The sequence below is a fragment of the Micromonospora craniellae genome, from assembly GCF_014764405.1.
In the GTDB taxonomy this organism is placed as follows: domain Bacteria; phylum Actinomycetota; class Actinomycetes; order Mycobacteriales; family Micromonosporaceae; genus Micromonospora; species Micromonospora craniellae.
Genome location: NZ_CP061725.1, coordinates 6,237,470 through 6,251,899, shown reverse-complemented (window position 1 = coordinate 6,251,899; position 14,430 = coordinate 6,237,470). Strand labels below are relative to the sequence as shown.

Below are 14,430 nucleotides of genomic sequence, written 5' to 3'. Positions count from 1 at the left end.
GCCCGGTCAGACCGGCGGCATCAGCCCGCCCCGGTAGGCGGCGGCGACCGCCTGGGCACGGTCACGCAGTCCGAGTTTCATCAGCACCCGGCCGACGTGTGTCTTCACCGTCGCGTCGCCGATGTGCAGCCGGGCGGCGATCTCGGCGTTGGACAACCCGTGCGCCACCTGCACCAGCACCTGCCGCTCCCGGTCGGTGAGCCGGCCCAGCTCGGCGGTGGTGGGCGCGCGGTGCTCGCCGAGCGCCGCGAACTCGGTCAGCAACGCCCGGGTCACCGCCGGATCCAGCCACGCCTCCCCCGCCGCGACCGCGCGGACCGCCAGGGTCAGTTCGTCGGGTACGGCGTCCTTGAGCAGGAACCCGGACGCGCCGGCCCGCAACGCGGCGCGGACCGCGTCGTCGACGTGGTAGCTGGTGAGCACCAGCACCCGCATCCCGGCGGCCTCGGCGGTGATCTGGCGGGTGGCGGCCACCCCGTCGATGCCCGGCATCCGCACGTCCATCAGCACCACGTCGGGGCGTATCCGGCGGGCCAGCTCGATCGCGGCGGCGCCGTCGTCGCACTCGCCGACCACCTCGATGTCCGTCTCGGCGGCGAGCAGCATCGCGATCCCGGAGCGCACCAGCGGCTGGTCGTCGGCCAGCAACACCCGGATCACGGGTTCACCGCCACGGCGGGCAGCGGCAGTCGCGCGTACACCCGGAAGCCCTCGCCCGGGAGCGGCCCGGCGGCCAACTCGCCGCCGACCACGGCGATGCGCTCGCGCAGGCCGAGCAGTCCCCGCCCGGTCGACGGCAGCCCGCCGGTCGCCGTGCCGCCGGTGTCGCGGACCTCGACCTCCAGGTCGTCTCCCCAGGTGAGTCGCACGGTGGCGGTGGCCTGCGGGCCGGCATAGCGGGCGGTGTTGGTCAGCGCCTCCTGCACCGTCCGGAACGCGGCCAGGCCCACGCTCGGGTCCACCGTTCGCGGCCGACCGTCGACGGTCAGGGTGACCGGCAGCCCGGCCTCCCGCATCCGGACGATCAGGTCGTCGACCTCGGCGGGCCCGGGATGCCGCTCCTCGCCGGGCGCGGGTGGGTCGCCGGGCGCGATGACGGCGAGCATCCGCCGCAGTTCCTCGACGGCCTGCCGACCGGCCTGCTCGATGTGGGCCAACGCCTGACCGGCCCGGTCCGGGTCGGTCGCCACGACCCGGCGGGCGCCGCCCGCCTGCAACAGCATCACCGTCACGCTGTGCGCGACGATGTCGTGCAGCTCGCGGGAGATCCGGGCCCGCTCGTCGGTGACCGCCCGCTGCGCCTCGACCACCCGCAGCCGCTCGGCGGTGGCGAGCCGACGCCGGTTGCTGCCGGCCCACCGGCCCAGCGCCCACGTCCCGGCGACGACCGTGGCGTAGACCAGGGTAAGACCGACGAAGACGGCGGTACGGCGGCCGGCGTCGTCCCGCCCCGCCAGCCACGCCTCGTTGGCGGCGATGACCAGGTACGGCGCCAGGGCCGGGACGGTGGCCCAGGCGCGGTCGACCGGCGCGTGGGCACCCACCGCGTACAGGGCCACCAGCACACCGAGCACCGGCTGGTAGCCGGGCACCAGCGCGGTACCGACCAGGCCGAGTGCCCAGACCAGCGCGAACACGCTGACCGGCGCCCGGCGCCGCCAGAGCAGGGCGACCGGGGCGAGCGCCGCGAAGACCACCAGCAGAACCGTCGAGCCGTCGGTTCCGGCGCGGGCGAGGTCGGAGCCGGCGGTGGAGAACAGCGCCAGGTCCAGCACCCAGACCGCCGTGCCGACCAGGACGTCCCGCCCGGCCGGTCGGCGGGTACCGGCCGACGCGTCCCCGGTCCCGACGGTCCCCGCCGACGGTGGCACGGTGGTCGTCACGCCTGGCGCGGTGGCCTGCCCGGGCTGTGGCCCGGTGGCGGTCGATGGCTGTGGTGGGGTGGGCTGTGCCGGGGTGGCCGTCGCGGGCTGTGCCCGGGTGGCCGTCGGAGGTAGCGGCGCGGTGGTCATCGGGGGCCGTGCGGCTGACAGAAGCAGAACAGGATGCAGAAGCCCCCGGTCAGGTCGCGCAGCGAGTCGAAGCGGTGCTCGGCGCGACGCGGCTCGCGTTGGGCCTGCTCCAGCTCACCGACCCGGCGCAGCAGGTCGTCGTCGATCAGGTGGATGTCGTCCTTGACGACTTCCTGCCGACGCAGCGCCTCCCACAGGTCACCACCGGCAGCCTCGATCGCCTCGGCCAGAGCGGCCGGGTCGGCGTGCCCGACCTGCGCCCGGTAGCCAGAGGTCCGGCCGAGGGAGGCGACGAACGCCAGCGGCGCCCGATCGGTCAGCCCGAAACGCCGCCACTTCCACACCGGCGCCGCCTCGACCGGCAGGTGCTCGTCCAGCCCGGCAGGGAAGATCACGACCTCGAGGTCGGCGTGCGGGTCGAGCAGCAGCTTCGGCGGGTCGGGCACGAGCACCTGGTCGCCGTCGATCAACACACCGGCGGCGAGGTGGCCGGCGGCCCGGTCGGTCGCACGACGGTCCTGGATGGAGACTCTGATCTCGGCGCGGATGGCCGTGTCGACGCACACTCTGGTTCCTCCGGGGCAGCGGGTGCGTGAACCGTAGGCCGAAAACGATCATCCGGCTGTCAGATACCGACACCGAATCCATCCACCTACCGCTTGACATTCCCACCCCACCCTGTTCCCACCCACCCACCCACCCCGCCTACCCACCCACCTCCCTCCCCCGGCCCGGCCTGGCCCGGCCTCGCCCCGTTGATCAAGAGCTTTGGGTCGGGATCCTTGCGCAACAGGACCAAAACTCCTTGATCAACCCGGGCCAGGCGGTGCGGGGTGGGTGGGGTGGGTGGGGTGGGTGGGGTGGGTGGGGTGGGTGGGGTGGGTGGGGTGGGTGGGGTGGGTGGGGGGGTGGGGTGGGTGGGGTGGGTGGGGTGGGTGGGGTGGGTGGGGTGGGTGGGGTGGGTGGGGTGGGTGGGGTGGGTGGGGTGGGTGGGGTGGGTGGGTGGGTGGGTGGGGTGGGTGGGGTGGGTGGGTGGGGGTTAGGGGCGTTGGTAGAGGGCGCTTATGTCGGTGGCGAAGTGGGATTCGACGGCTTCTCTCTTGACTTTGAGGGTGGGGGTCAGTTCGCCGTCGGCTTCGGTCAGGTCTCGGGGCAGGATGCGGAAGGTCTTGACCTGTTCGGCGCGGGAGACGGTGCGGTTGGCCTTGTCGATGGCGTGCTGGATCTCGCCGCGCAGGTGCGGGTCGTCGCGCAGGGAGGCCAGCGAGGCGCCGGAGTGCCCGTGCGTCTCCCGCCACCGTTGCCACGCCTGCGGGTCGACGGTGACCAGCGCGGAGACGTACGGGCGGCCGTCGCCGACCAGCATCGACTGGCTGACCAGCGGATGCGCGCGGATGAGTTCCTCGATCGGCGCAGGCGCGATGTTCTTGCCCGACGCGGTGACCATGATCTCCTTGGTCCGGCCGGTGATGCTCAGGTAGCCGTCGTCGTCGAGCCGGCCGAGATCACCGGTGCGCAGCCACCCGTCGTCGGTCATCGCCTCCCGGGTGGCCTCGGGGTTGTTCCAGTACCCCGAGAACACCACCTCGCTGCCGACGTGGATCTCCCCGTCGTCGGCGATGCGGACGCGTACCCCGGGCAGCGGTCGGCCGACCGTGCCGATGCGGATCGCGGTCGGCAGGTTGGCCGCGAGCGCCGGAGAGGTCTCCGTCAGCCCGTACCCCTCCAGCACGGTGATGCCCGCGCCCCGGAAGAAGTGTCCGAGCCACTCCCCCAGCGGCGCCCCGCCGACGATCGCCATCCGGCACCGCCCGCCGAGGGTGGCGCGCAGCCGGCGGTACCCGACGAGGTCGAACACCAGGTGGATCAGGCGCAGCGGCAGTCCCGGCCCGCCCGGTCGGTCCAGGGACCGGCTGTACCACACGGCCGCCTTCTCGGCGAGGCTGAACAGCAGTCCCCGGTGACCGTCCTGGGCCGTCTGCCGGGCCTGGTCGTACATCTTCTCGAACATGCGGGGCACGGTGAGGATGAAGGTGGGCCGGAACCGGCGGAGCTGGTCGAGCACGCCGGACATGTCGGCGCTGTGCACCATGGTGGCCCGGCTGTGCACCATGCCGACCTGGATCAGCCGGGCGAAGGCGTGCGCCAGCGGCAGGAACAGCACGGTCGACGCGCCCGGGTGCAGCAACTCGGGCAGCACCGCGGTGGCGTTGCCGATGTCGGTGGAGATGTTGAGGTGGGTCAGGACGCAGCCCTTCGGCGCGCCGGTGGTGCCGCTGGTGTAGACGATCGTGGCGATGTCCTGGCCGGTGACCGCGGTGCGGCGGCGATCCACCTCGTCGACGTCGACGGCGCGGCCCTGGGCGGTCAGCGCGATCAGGTCACCGGCGTCGATGCGCCAGGTGTGGCGCAGCTCGGGCAGGTCCGGCCGCAGTCCGGTCACGGTGGCGGCGTGGTCCGCGGTCTCCGCCACGCAGCCGACCGCGCCGGAGTCGCCGAGGATCCAGCGGATCTGGTCGGTGCTGGAGGTGTCGTAGATCGGCACGGTGACCGCGCCGATGGACCAGAGCGCGTAGTCGACGAGCGTCCACTCGTACCGGGTGCGGCTGAGCAGGCCCACCCGGTCACCGTGCGCGATGCCGACCGCGAGGAAGCCTCGGGCCAGGGCCAGCACGTCGTCGCGGAACTGCCGGCAGGTCACCGGCAGAGGTCCGCCGCCCCCCGAGCGCCGTACCGGCCACGAGCGGGGGTCCGGGTCGGGGCGGACGAACTGTACGGCGTCCGGGTCGTCCGTCGCGTTGCGCCACACCCGGTCGGCCAGGCTGCCGTCCTCGCCGCCGACGATCGGATCAACCGCTGTCTCCCGCACGCCCGCCCACCTGCCGTCATGGTCCCCGTCCGGCTGATGGTGGCTCTCGGTCGCGCACCCGGTCCCGGAAACGCGAAAACCCGTCCCGTGCCGCCCGGCCCGTGCTATCGCCTCGCGCCGCCGCCCGGCCGATCCGGGCGGACAGGCCCGTGGAACGCGGACGGCGGCGCCCCGGCCGGGACCAGCCGGGACACCGCCCCCAACGCGCCTTCCGGCGGTTACGCCGGAGGCTCGGCCGTCGCGGGTACGCCGGCGGCAAGGTCACGCACCGGCAGGCCGAGGCGCCGTACCGCCGCCTCGATCAGCTCCCCGGTGGACAGTTGCAGGTCGAGCACGACGCCGCGTTCGTCCCGCCAGAGCGGTTCGAGCGTCGCGGTCTGCGAGTCCAGCAGGCTCGCCGGCATGTAGTGGCCGGCGCGCAGCGACATCCGTTGCCGGATCGTCTCGGTCGGACCGTCCAGGTGCACGAAGTCGACACTCGGCGGGCCCTGTCGCAGCACGTCCCGGTAGGAACGCTTCAACGCCGAGCAGGCCAGCACCGTCGAGACGCCCGCCCGGTGCCGCTCCGCCATCCACCCGGCGAGAGCCCGCAGCCACGGCCACCGGGCGTCGTCGTCGAGCGGTACGCCCGCGCTCATCCGCGCCACGTTGGACTCGGAGTGGAACTCGTCGGCCTCGGCGAACACCAGCCCGGTCAGCGCGGCGACGCCCTGGGCCACGGTCGTCTTGCCCGCGCCCGACACCCCCATCACCACGATGTGCCGGGTCGGTGGGTCACCAGTCATGGACCGTGCCGTCCATCAGCCGGTTGAACGGCAGATAGGCCGGCTGGTACGGGTACCGCGCGGCGGCCTCCTCGTCCAGCTCCACACCGATGCCCGGCTGCTCGCCCGGGTGCAGGTAGCCGTCGGCGAAGGCGAACGACTGGCGGAACACCTCGTTGGTGAGCGGGCCGTGCCGCATGTACTCCTGGATGCCGAAGTTGTGGATGGCCAGGTCCAGGTGCAGCGCGGCGGCCATGCCGACCGGCGATATGTCGGTGGGGCCGTGGATACCGGACTTGATCTGGTACTGCGCGGCGAAGTCGAGCAGCTTGCGCATCGCCGTGATGCCACCGGTGTGGGTGACGGCGGAGCGCACGTAGTCGATGAGCTGCTCCCGGATCAGGGTCTGGTAGTCCCACACGGTGTTGAAGATCTCACCGATGGCCAGCGGGGTGGTGGTGTGGTGACGCACCAGCCGCAGCGCCTCCTGGTTCTCCGCCGGGGTGCAGTCCTCCAGCCAGAACAGGTCGTACGGTTCGAGGGCCTTGCCCAGCTTGGCGGCCTGGATCGGGGTCATCCGGTGGTGGCCGTCGTGCAGCAGCGGCAGTTCCGGGCCGAACTCGTTGCGGACCGCCTCGAAGACGCCGGGCAGGTGACGCATGTACGCCCGGGTGTCCCAGTCCTCCTCGGCCGGCAGCGGGGTGCGCTGGGCCGGCTCGTAGTCGTACCGCTTGCCGCCGGAGCTGGGCTGCGCGGCGACCCCGTACACCGCGTTGATGCCGGGCACCGAGGTCTGCACCCGGATCGACCGGTAGCCCTGGTCGAGGTGCGCGCGGATCGAGTCGAACAGCTCCGGCAGGTCCCGCCCGGAGGCGTGCCCGTACGCCATGACGCCGGTGCGGGACGCGCCACCGAGCAGCTGGTAGAGCGGCATCCCGGCGGCCTTGGCCTTGATGTCCCAGAGCGCCACGTCCACGGCGGCGATGGCGGCCATGGTCACCGGCCCCCGCCGCCAGTACGCCGAGCGGTAGAGGAACTGCCACGCGTCCTCGATGCGGTGCGCGTCCCGGCCGATCAGCAGCGGGACGACGTGGTCGCGCAGGTACGAGGCGACCGAGAGTTCACGCCCGTTGAGTGTGCCGTCGCCCAGGCCGGTGATGCCATCCTCGGTGGTGATCTTCAAGGTGACGAAGTTGCGGTCCGGACTGGAGACGATGACGTCTGCAGCGACGATCTTCACGAGGGTGCCTTTCTCGCAGGTGATGCTCAGCGAAGGGTGGTGCCGGCGGCGCTGCCGGTGATCAGGGACAACTCGTCGCGGCGGGGAAGGCCCTCCCAGTCGCCGTGTCCGGCGACCGCGAACGCCCCGAGCGCCGCCGCGCGCCGGAGCCGGTCGGTCAGGCCCAGCCCGTCCAGGTGCCCGGAGAGGTAGCCGGCGGTGAACGCGTCACCCGCACCGACCGTGTCGACGGCGGTGACCGGCACCGCCGGCACATGCTCCACACCATCGGCGGTCCAGGCCCGGGCGCCGTCGGCACCGAGCTTGACCAGCACCGTCGACACGCCCCGCCGGACCAGGTCGGCGGCGGCGTCACGCTCGTCGGCCCCGGCCTCGGTGACCAGATCCAGTTCGTCGGTGGAGGCGATGACGACCGCGGCGTACCCGGCCAGCGGGGTCAGCGTGGCCCGGGCGTCCTCCCGGGACCACAGTCCGGCCCGGTAGTTGACGTCCAGGCTGACCGGGATGCCCGACTCCGCCGCGGTGCGGACCGCCCAGGCCACCGCGGTCCGCGCGCTGTCGGACAGCGCCGGGGTGATCCCGCTCAGGTGCAGCAGGCGGGCACCGGCGGCGAGCGGTGCGCGCAGGTCGTCGACGTCGAGCGCCGCCCCCGCCGAACCGGCCCGGAGGTAGCGCACCCGGGACACGTCGGCGGTCCGCCGCTCCAGGAACATCACCCCGGGCGGGCGCTGCGGGTCCCGCCGTACGTCGGTGGTGTCGACGCCCTCGGCGCGCAGCTGCCGCAGCACGAACTCGCCCAGTTCGTCGTCGCTGACCCGGCCGGCCCAGGCCGCCCGGTGGCCGAGCCGGGCCAGACCGATCGCCACGTTCGACTCGGCGCCGGCCAGGTGCATGGTCAACGGCCCGCCGGCCGCCAACGGGCCGGACGACCGCAACGACACCAACGCCTCACCGACGGTGAGCAGGTCCCGCTCGCTCATGACAACGTTTCCTGCACCGCGTCGAGGTAACGGCGGGCGCGGGCGCGCAGCGCGTCGAGGTCGCCGCCGGAGGCGGCGTCGCCCACCAGCGGGCCGCCGACACCGACCGCGATCGCCCCGACCGCCAGGTAGCCGGGCATCTCGGCCAGACCCACCCCGCCGACCGCCACGAACGGGATGTCCGGGAACGGGTCGCGGATGGCCTTGAGGTACCCGGGTCCGCCGACGGAGGCCGGGAAGAGCTTGACCACGCTCGCCCCGGACCGCACCGCCGTGTACGCCTCGGTGGGGGTCAGCGCGCCGGCCGCGACCGGCAGACCCTTCCGGGCCGCCTCGGCGATCGACTCGGCCACGGCGGGGGTCACCACGAACTGCGCTCCGGCCGCCGCCACGTCGGCCACGTCCGCCACGGTCAGCACCGTGCCGGCGCCGACGAACGTGTCGGCCGGCGCGTCGGCCCGGATGGCCGCGATGGCGTCGAGCGCCTTCGGGGTGGTCAGCGCCACCTCCACCACGCGTACGCCCTCGGCCAGCAGGGCGCTGCCCGCAGCGATGGCGGCGGCGGTGTCGGTGCCGCGGATGATGGCCAGCACCCGGGCCCGGGTGAGTTCGGCGGTGAGGTCGAAGGTCATGGTCACCATTCCGCGTAGGAGCCGTCGGGGTGCCGGAACATCGGGCTGCGCCAGGCGTGGCCGCGCTTGTCGGCCGCGCGTACCGCCTGCTCGTCGATCTCGATGCCCAGCCCCGGGGCGGTGAGCCGCTGCACGTACCCGTCGTCGAAGGTCAGCGGCTGCTGGTCGACGCAGTAGTCCAGCACCTCGGCCCCGAGGTTGTAGTGGATGCCGATGCTCTGCTCCTGGATCAGGTAGTTCGGCGTGGCGAAGCCGACCTGGAGGCAGGCGGCCAGCGCGATCGGCCCGAGCGGGCAGTGCGGGGCGAGCTGCACGTCGAACGTCTCGGCCAGCGCGGCGATCTTGCGTACCTCGGTGATGCCACCGGCGTGCGCGAGGTCCGGCTGGGCCACCGCGATGCCGGCCTGGAGCACCGGCAGGAACTCCTGCCGGTTGTACAGCCGTTCCCCGGTGGAGACCGGCGTGCTGGTGGAGCGGACGAACTCGCCGATCAGGTGCGAGTTCTCCGGCACCACCGGCTCCTCCAGGAAGAAGGGCCGGTACGGCTCCAGCAGCGGCGCGACCCGGCGGGCGTTGGCCAGGGTGAACCGGCCGTGGAAGTCCACGGCCACGTCCCGCTCGTCACCGAGCACCTCCCGGGCGGCGGCGACCCGCTGCACCACCGCGTCGAGTTCGGCGACGGAGGCGAGCGGGCTCATCCGCCCGGAGGCGTTCATCTTCACCGCGGTCAACCCGGACTCGACCCGGGCCGCGATCTGGTCGCGGACCTCGCTGGGTTCGTCACCGCCGACCCAGCCGTAGACCCGGATCCGGTCCCGGACCGGCCCGCCGAGCAGTTGGTGCACGGGCGCGCCGTACCGCTTGCCGGCGATGTCCCACAGCGCCTGGTCCAGGCCGGCGACGGCGCTGGCCAGGATCGCCCCGCCGCGATAGAAGGAGCCCTTGGTCATCACCTGCCAGTGGTCCTCGATGCGCAGCGCGTCCTGCCCGACGAGCAGTTCGCTGAGCTGCTCGACGGCGGTGCGTACGGTCTCCGAGCGGCCCTCGCACGTGGCCTCGCCCCAGCCGACGAGGCCGTCGGTGGTCTCCACCCGGACGAACAGCCAGCGGGGTGCGACGAGGAACGTCTCGACGCGGGTAATGGTGGTCATGGTCGCGTCAGCCCTTCGTCGCACCGGCGGTGAGGCCGGAGACCACGTACTTCTGCACGAGCAGGGCGATCAGCATGATCGGCAGGGTGACCACGGTGGTCGCCGCCATCAGGCCGCCCCAGTCGATGCTGGCGTACCCGACGAAGTCGAAGATCGCCACGGGCAGGGTCTTCGTGCTCGCACCGGAGAGCACCAGCGCGAACATGAAGTTGTTCCAGGAGAAGATGAAGGACAGGATGCCGGCGGTGGCGATGCCCGGGACGGACAGCGGCAGGGTGATCCGCCGGAACGCGCCGATCGGGGTGAGCCCGTCGACCAACGCCGCCTCCTCCAACTCCTCCGGCAGGCCGTCGAAGTAGCCCATCATGATATAGACGATCAACGGCAGCGAGACGAACATGTGGCTCAGGATCAGCACGCTGAACCCGCCGACCATGCGCAGGTTCGAGAAGACGTAGTACCACGGCACCAGCAGCGAGACGCCGGGGATGATCCGGGCCATCAGCACCACCAGCGCCGACTTCTTCATGTTGAAGCGGCTCATCGAGTACGCGGCCGGCACGCCCAGCAGCAGCGACAACGCGGTCGCCGCGAAGGCGACCCAGAGGCTGTTGCCGATGAACTGGACGTAGTTGGCCTGCTGGATGACCGTGCTGTAGTTGTCCAGCGTGGGCGTGAAGACGAGCGCCTTGCTGGAGTCGTAGATGTCGACGTTGGTCTTGAACGACGCGGCGACCATCCAGACCAGCGGTGCCACCAGCGACAGCACCACGACGGCCAGCGCAATGCCGCGGAAGACCTTGAAGCCCCTACTCGCCTTCATCGGCCCGCCTCCTTCTTCTTGCGCGCGGTGAGGACCCACATCAGGGCGATGATGAGCAGGAAGAACAGGATCAACACGGTCGACGAGAGGCCGTACTCGTTGTAGTCGAAGCTCAGGCCGTACGCGTACACGTTGAGCGTCTCGACCTCGTTGAACGAACCGCCGCCGCGCCCCTTGGTGGCGTACAGGATGTCGAAGGTCTTCAGCGCGTCGATGCCGCGCAGCAGCACCGCGACGATCACGGTGGGCATCAGCAGTGGCAGGGTGACGTGCCGGAAGCGTTGCCAGGCGCTGGCGCCGTCGATCATCGCGGCTTCCTGCGGCTCGTCCGAGAGTGAGGTGAGCCCGGCGAGCAGGATCAGCACGACCATCGGCGTCCACTGCCAGATGTCGATGAAGATCGTGGTGGGCAGCGCGGTGTGCTGACCGGCGAGCCACGGCTGCGGGCCGATGCCGATCCAGCCGAGCGCCTGGTTGGCCAGGCCGATGTTGGGGTCGAAGATGAGCCGCCACATCATGCCGACCGCGACCGGGGTGGCCACCAGCGGCAGCAGGATGGCGACGCGGACCCACTTCTCGCCGCGGAACGGTCGCCACAGCAGCAGGGCGATCGCCATGCCGAGCACGACCTCGACGAGCAGCGCGACGCCGGTGAAGGCACCGGTACGCGCGACGGCGGGCCAGAACCGGTCGGTGTCGGTGAGGACGTCGATGTAGTTCCGGAAACCGATGAACTCCGACTCGGCGCGGACCGACCCCGAGGAGTCGGTGAGGCTGAGGTACATCGTCCAGGCGAGCGGAAAGATGATCAGCGCGGCGACGAAGGCCATGGCCGGGGCCGCGAAGAGCCACTTGCGATGGTCGTTGGCCCACCGCGCCCAACCGGGCGTGTCGGGCATGACAGAGGCGCTACTGGTCGCCCGCTCGGGGGCGCTGACTGCTGACATCAGATCTCCGTGGTGGGAAGGCCGGACGGGGGTGGCGGGGCGCTGCGCCCCACCACCCCCGCGCTCGGACCTAGCGGGCCTCGTCGTCCAGGAACTTCTGGAACGCCTCGTGGGCGGTGTCCGCCGAGGCGGCGGCGTCCCGACCGGTGATGGCGTCCACGATCGGCTGCCCGACGATCTCCCGGGCCTGCGCCACGCGCTCGACCACGGGCCGGTCGTGGCCCACGCCGTTGGCGAGGCTCACGGTGATCGCCTGCGCCATGTCCTCCGGGTAGGTCGAGGTGGCCTCCGGGTTCTCGAAGACGGAGGTACGGGCGCCGGGCGTGCCGGTCTTCTGCTGCTCCAGCGACTGCTCCTTGCCGGCCGCCCACTCGATGAACTTCCAGGCGTTGGTCTGGTTGCCCGAGGCCTCGTTGATCGCCAGGCCCCACGAGGGGATGTTGTACGGCTTCGAGCCGGCCGGACCGGCCGGGAACGGCGCGAACCCGACGTTCTCGGCGACCCGCGACTTGCTCGGGTCGGTGGCGTTCGCGTAGAGCGAGTTGGCCTCGGGGTAGAAGGCGGCCTGGCCCTGGGTGAAGATGGCCATCGCCTCGGACCAGCTCATGTCGGTGCTGATGTTGGCCGGACCCTGCTCGCGCAGCAGCCCGCCGTAGAAGGCGTACGCCTGCTTGGCGGCCTCGCTGTTGACGGCGGAGTTGCCCGACTCGTCGACGAAGTCGCCGCCGAAGCTGTAGAGGAAGCTGGAGAACTGGGTGACGGCTGCGGCCTTACCGGTCCGGGCCACGAAACCCGCGACGCCCGGGTTGTCCGCCTGGATCTTGATCGCCTGTGCCTTCAGCTCGTCGAGCGTCTGCGGCGGGGCGCTGAAGCCGGACTTCTCCAACAGGTCCTTACGGTAGTAGAGCACCTGTTGCTCGGTGATGATCGGAATGCCCACCACCTTGTCCTCATAGGTGGTGGCGCTGACCGGCGCGTCCTGGAAGTCGGCGAAGTCGAAGTCCGCGTTCTCCTTGGCCTTGTCGGTCAGGTCGGCCAGGTACCCGTTCTTGGCGAACAGTCGGCCTTCCTGCAGCGGCCGGTACATCATCACGTCGATGTCGTCCGAGCCCGCGTTGAGCTTCACGTTGTACTGGTCCGAAAGCTGGTCCTCGCCGAGCTGGGTCACCTCGACCTTGAGACCGCTCTGCTGCTCGAACTCGGGCAGCGCCTTCCGGATGTTCTCGGTCCAGACGTGGTTGACCAGCGTCACGCGCACGGTGTCCGACGCGCCGCTGTCGTCACCACCTCCGCCACAGGCGGAGAGGGTCATGGCGGCCACGACCGCCAGAGATGTCCCAACTGTTGATCGACGTCCCACGTCCGTCTCTCCTTCTGTCCTGGCCGACGCCTCGGGGGGACGGGCGCGACCTCGGGCTGTTACATCCGCTTAACGTCCGGATGCTAGGCCGAAAAAGCAGACTTATGCAAGGGGGAGACCCAACTGATATGATCCGAGCCGTGAAGGTTCCCTCACCTGGGGTGACACCCACCCAAACCGCCCCGACCGAGACCGGGCTGCACGGCCGCGTCCTCGACCACCTCGGTACGGCCATCTGCGGTGGTGAGCTGGCATCCGGGGCCGTGTTGAACATCGACGACCTGGTGGACCGCTACGCCGTGTCCCGCTCGGTGGTCCGGGAGGTCCTCCGGGTGCTCGCGTCGATGGGATTCATCGAGACCCGCCGCCGGGTCGGCGTCATGATCCGTCCGGCCCACCACTGGAACGTCTTCGATCCCCAGGTGATCCGCTGGCGACTCGCCTCCGTCGGCCGCATCGCCCAGATCCGGTCGATCACCGAGCTGCGGACCGCGGTGGAGCCGCACGCCGCCTGGCTCGCCGCCCACCGGGTCGATCACGACGAGGCCAGCGATCTGGTCGGCCTCGCCGCCAAGTTGTGGGCCGCCGGCAAGGCCGGCGACGAGGAGCGTTTCCTCAGCCTCGACATCGAGTTCCACCAGCGGGTGCTCCGCGCCTCCGGCAACGAGATGTTCGTCAAGCTCCAGGACCTGGTCGCCGAGGTGCTCATCGGCCGCCACCACTACCACCTGATGCCGCACTACCCCCACGAGCAGGCACTGCAACTGCACGCGGACGTCGCCCAGTCGATCCAGCGCCACGACGGCGAGACCGCCCGCGAGGCGATGGTGCAGATCATGGAACACGCCTTCGAGGAGATGTCCTCGATCTGGGAGCAGGGGCGCCCTACCGGGCCCGCCCCCGAGTCGGCCTGATCCCGCAGCCACACCGCCACGATCAGCGGAGCGGGCGTCCGTACGATGCGGGCATGGCGTTGCTGCACCGGGCGGAACTTCGCCCCACCAAACTCGAACTGTTGGCGACGTGGCTGCCCGGCCGCGCCTGGTATCGCGGCGACGCCGACGCCGAGGTGGCGCGGGTGGCCGCGTACCGCTTCGACGATCCGGCCGGCGAGGTCGGGATCGAGACGCTGTTGGTACGCGCCGGGGGCGGCCCGGTGCACCAGGTGCCGCTCACCTATCGCGGGGCGCCGCGCGACGGCGCGCAGGAGTGGTTGATCGGCACCATGGAGCACTCGGTGCTGGGCCGGCGGTGGATCTACGACGCCTGCGGCGACCCGGTGTACGCGTCCGCGCTGGCTCGTGCCGTCCTCGCCGACGCCGGGCAGGCCGAGGAGTACTTCGAGGTGGACGGCGTACGGCAGGTCCGCCCGCCGAACATGGAGATCGTCAGCGACGCCCCGGCGACCGAGGCGTCCCCGGCCGGTGCGGTGCGTTCGGTCGAGGACGGCGACCTGACCGTGATCGTCACGGACACCGTCGAGCTGACCGTGGTCCGCCGTCCCGGCTCGGGCGAGGCGGCACCCGGGGTCGCGCTGATCGGCACCTGGGACGACGTCAGCGCACCGCTGGCGTACGCCGTGCCGCGCTGACCGGCGCCGGTCGCAGTCGCCGAACGCGGCGAGATCCAGCCGGTCCAGTCGCCCCGGATCG

14 protein-coding genes are annotated in these 14,430 nt (G+C 71.6%); 2 read left to right on the top strand and 12 right to left on the bottom strand.

What is annotated here, in order from left to right:
• Positions 1-6: 6 nt before the first annotated feature.
• The 12 genes from ID554_RS28395 to ID554_RS28340 form a co-directional block, all read right to left on the bottom strand.
• Positions 7-660: a response regulator gene (locus ID554_RS28395; protein WP_117231113.1), complete on the bottom strand. Its 654-nt coding sequence runs from the start codon at positions 658-660 to the stop codon at positions 7-9.
• On the bottom strand, positions 657-1,883 hold the full coding sequence (locus ID554_RS28390; protein WP_158573870.1) for a sensor histidine kinase: 1,227 nt from the start codon (positions 1,881-1,883) through the stop codon (positions 657-659). The genes ID554_RS28395 and ID554_RS28390 overlap by 4 nt, the downstream gene beginning before the upstream one ends.
• Positions 1,884-2,008: 125 nt before the next feature.
• On the bottom strand, positions 2,009-2,578 hold the full coding sequence (locus tag ID554_RS28385) for a hypothetical protein (protein ID WP_191088650.1): 570 nt from the start codon (positions 2,576-2,578) through the stop codon (positions 2,009-2,011).
• A gap of 473 nt (positions 2,579-3,051) precedes the next feature.
• Positions 3,052-4,881: an AMP-dependent synthetase/ligase gene (locus ID554_RS28380; RefSeq protein WP_117227386.1), complete on the bottom strand. Its 1,830-nt coding sequence runs from the start codon at positions 4,879-4,881 to the stop codon at positions 3,052-3,054.
• Positions 4,882-5,099: 218 nt separating this feature from the next.
• Positions 5,100-5,666, bottom strand: a complete 567-nt coding sequence (locus tag ID554_RS28375; protein ID WP_117227387.1) for a gluconokinase — start codon at positions 5,664-5,666, stop codon at positions 5,100-5,102.
• Positions 5,656-6,885, bottom strand: coding sequence for a D-mannonate dehydratase ManD (gene manD, locus ID554_RS28370; RefSeq protein WP_117227388.1), 1,230 nt, complete (start codon positions 6,883-6,885; stop codon positions 5,656-5,658). Before manD ends, ID554_RS28375 begins: the two co-directional genes overlap by 11 nt.
• A gap of 26 nt (positions 6,886-6,911) precedes the next feature.
• Complete coding sequence (locus tag ID554_RS28365; RefSeq protein WP_117227389.1) at positions 6,912-7,865, bottom strand: sugar kinase; 954 nt, start codon at positions 7,863-7,865, stop codon at positions 6,912-6,914.
• Entirely contained in the window at positions 7,862-8,497 is a 636-nt protein-coding gene (locus ID554_RS28360) for a bifunctional 4-hydroxy-2-oxoglutarate aldolase/2-dehydro-3-deoxy-phosphogluconate aldolase (RefSeq protein ID WP_223884313.1), read from the bottom strand. The genes ID554_RS28365 and ID554_RS28360 overlap by 4 nt, the downstream gene beginning before the upstream one ends.
• A gap of 2 nt (positions 8,498-8,499) precedes the next feature.
• Positions 8,500-9,648: a galactonate dehydratase gene (gene dgoD / locus ID554_RS28355; protein ID WP_117227391.1), complete on the bottom strand. Its 1,149-nt coding sequence runs from the start codon at positions 9,646-9,648 to the stop codon at positions 8,500-8,502.
• A 7-nt stretch (positions 9,649-9,655) separates the two neighbouring features.
• Positions 9,656-10,471, bottom strand: a complete 816-nt coding sequence (locus ID554_RS28350; protein WP_117227392.1) for a carbohydrate ABC transporter permease — start codon at positions 10,469-10,471, stop codon at positions 9,656-9,658.
• Positions 10,468-11,370, bottom strand: a complete 903-nt coding sequence (locus tag ID554_RS28345; protein ID WP_117227393.1) for a carbohydrate ABC transporter permease — start codon at positions 11,368-11,370, stop codon at positions 10,468-10,470. The genes ID554_RS28350 and ID554_RS28345 overlap by 4 nt, the downstream gene beginning before the upstream one ends.
• A 118-nt stretch (positions 11,371-11,488) precedes the next feature.
• A complete protein-coding gene (locus tag ID554_RS28340) occupies positions 11,489-12,730 on the bottom strand; it encodes an ABC transporter substrate-binding protein (RefSeq protein ID WP_117227425.1) in 1,242 nt (413 codons plus the stop codon).
• 209 nt (positions 12,731-12,939) lie between these two features.
• Here ID554_RS28340 and ID554_RS28335 point away from each other — a divergent pair, with 209 nt between their 5' ends.
• Positions 12,940-13,692, top strand: a complete 753-nt coding sequence (locus tag ID554_RS28335) for a FadR/GntR family transcriptional regulator (protein ID WP_223884312.1) — start codon at positions 12,940-12,942, stop codon at positions 13,690-13,692.
• A 53-nt stretch (positions 13,693-13,745) separates the two neighbouring features.
• Entirely contained in the window at positions 13,746-14,369 is a 624-nt protein-coding gene (locus ID554_RS28330; protein ID WP_117227395.1) for a CG0192-related protein, read from the top strand.
• The last annotated feature ends 61 nt before the right edge of the window (positions 14,370-14,430 follow it).

Bases quoted from the DNA above. Each gene is read 5' to 3' on its own strand.
- ID554_RS28375 (WP_117227387.1), bottom strand. From the start codon at position 5,666: ATGACTGGTGACCCACCGACCCGGCACATCGTGGTGATGGGGGTGTCG.
- ID554_RS28365 (WP_117227389.1), bottom strand. From the start codon at position 7,865: ATGAGCGAGCGGGACCTGCTCACCGTCGGTGAGGCGTTGGTGTCGTTG.
- ID554_RS28360 (WP_223884313.1), bottom strand. From the start codon at position 8,497: ATGACCTTCGACCTCACCGCCGAACTCACCCGGGCCCGGGTGCTGGCC.
- dgoD (WP_117227391.1), bottom strand. From the start codon at position 9,648: ATGACCACCATTACCCGCGTCGAGACGTTCCTCGTCGCACCCCGCTGG.
- ID554_RS28350 (WP_117227392.1), bottom strand. From the start codon at position 10,471: ATGAAGGCGAGTAGGGGCTTCAAGGTCTTCCGCGGCATTGCGCTGGCC.
- ID554_RS28345 (WP_117227393.1), bottom strand. From the start codon at position 11,370: ATGCCCGACACGCCCGGTTGGGCGCGGTGGGCCAACGACCATCGCAAG.
- ID554_RS28340 (WP_117227425.1), bottom strand. From the start codon at position 12,730: ATGACCCTCTCCGCCTGTGGCGGAGGTGGTGACGACAGCGGCGCGTCG.
- ID554_RS28330 (WP_117227395.1), top strand. From the start codon at position 13,746: ATGGCGTTGCTGCACCGGGCGGAACTTCGCCCCACCAAACTCGAACTG.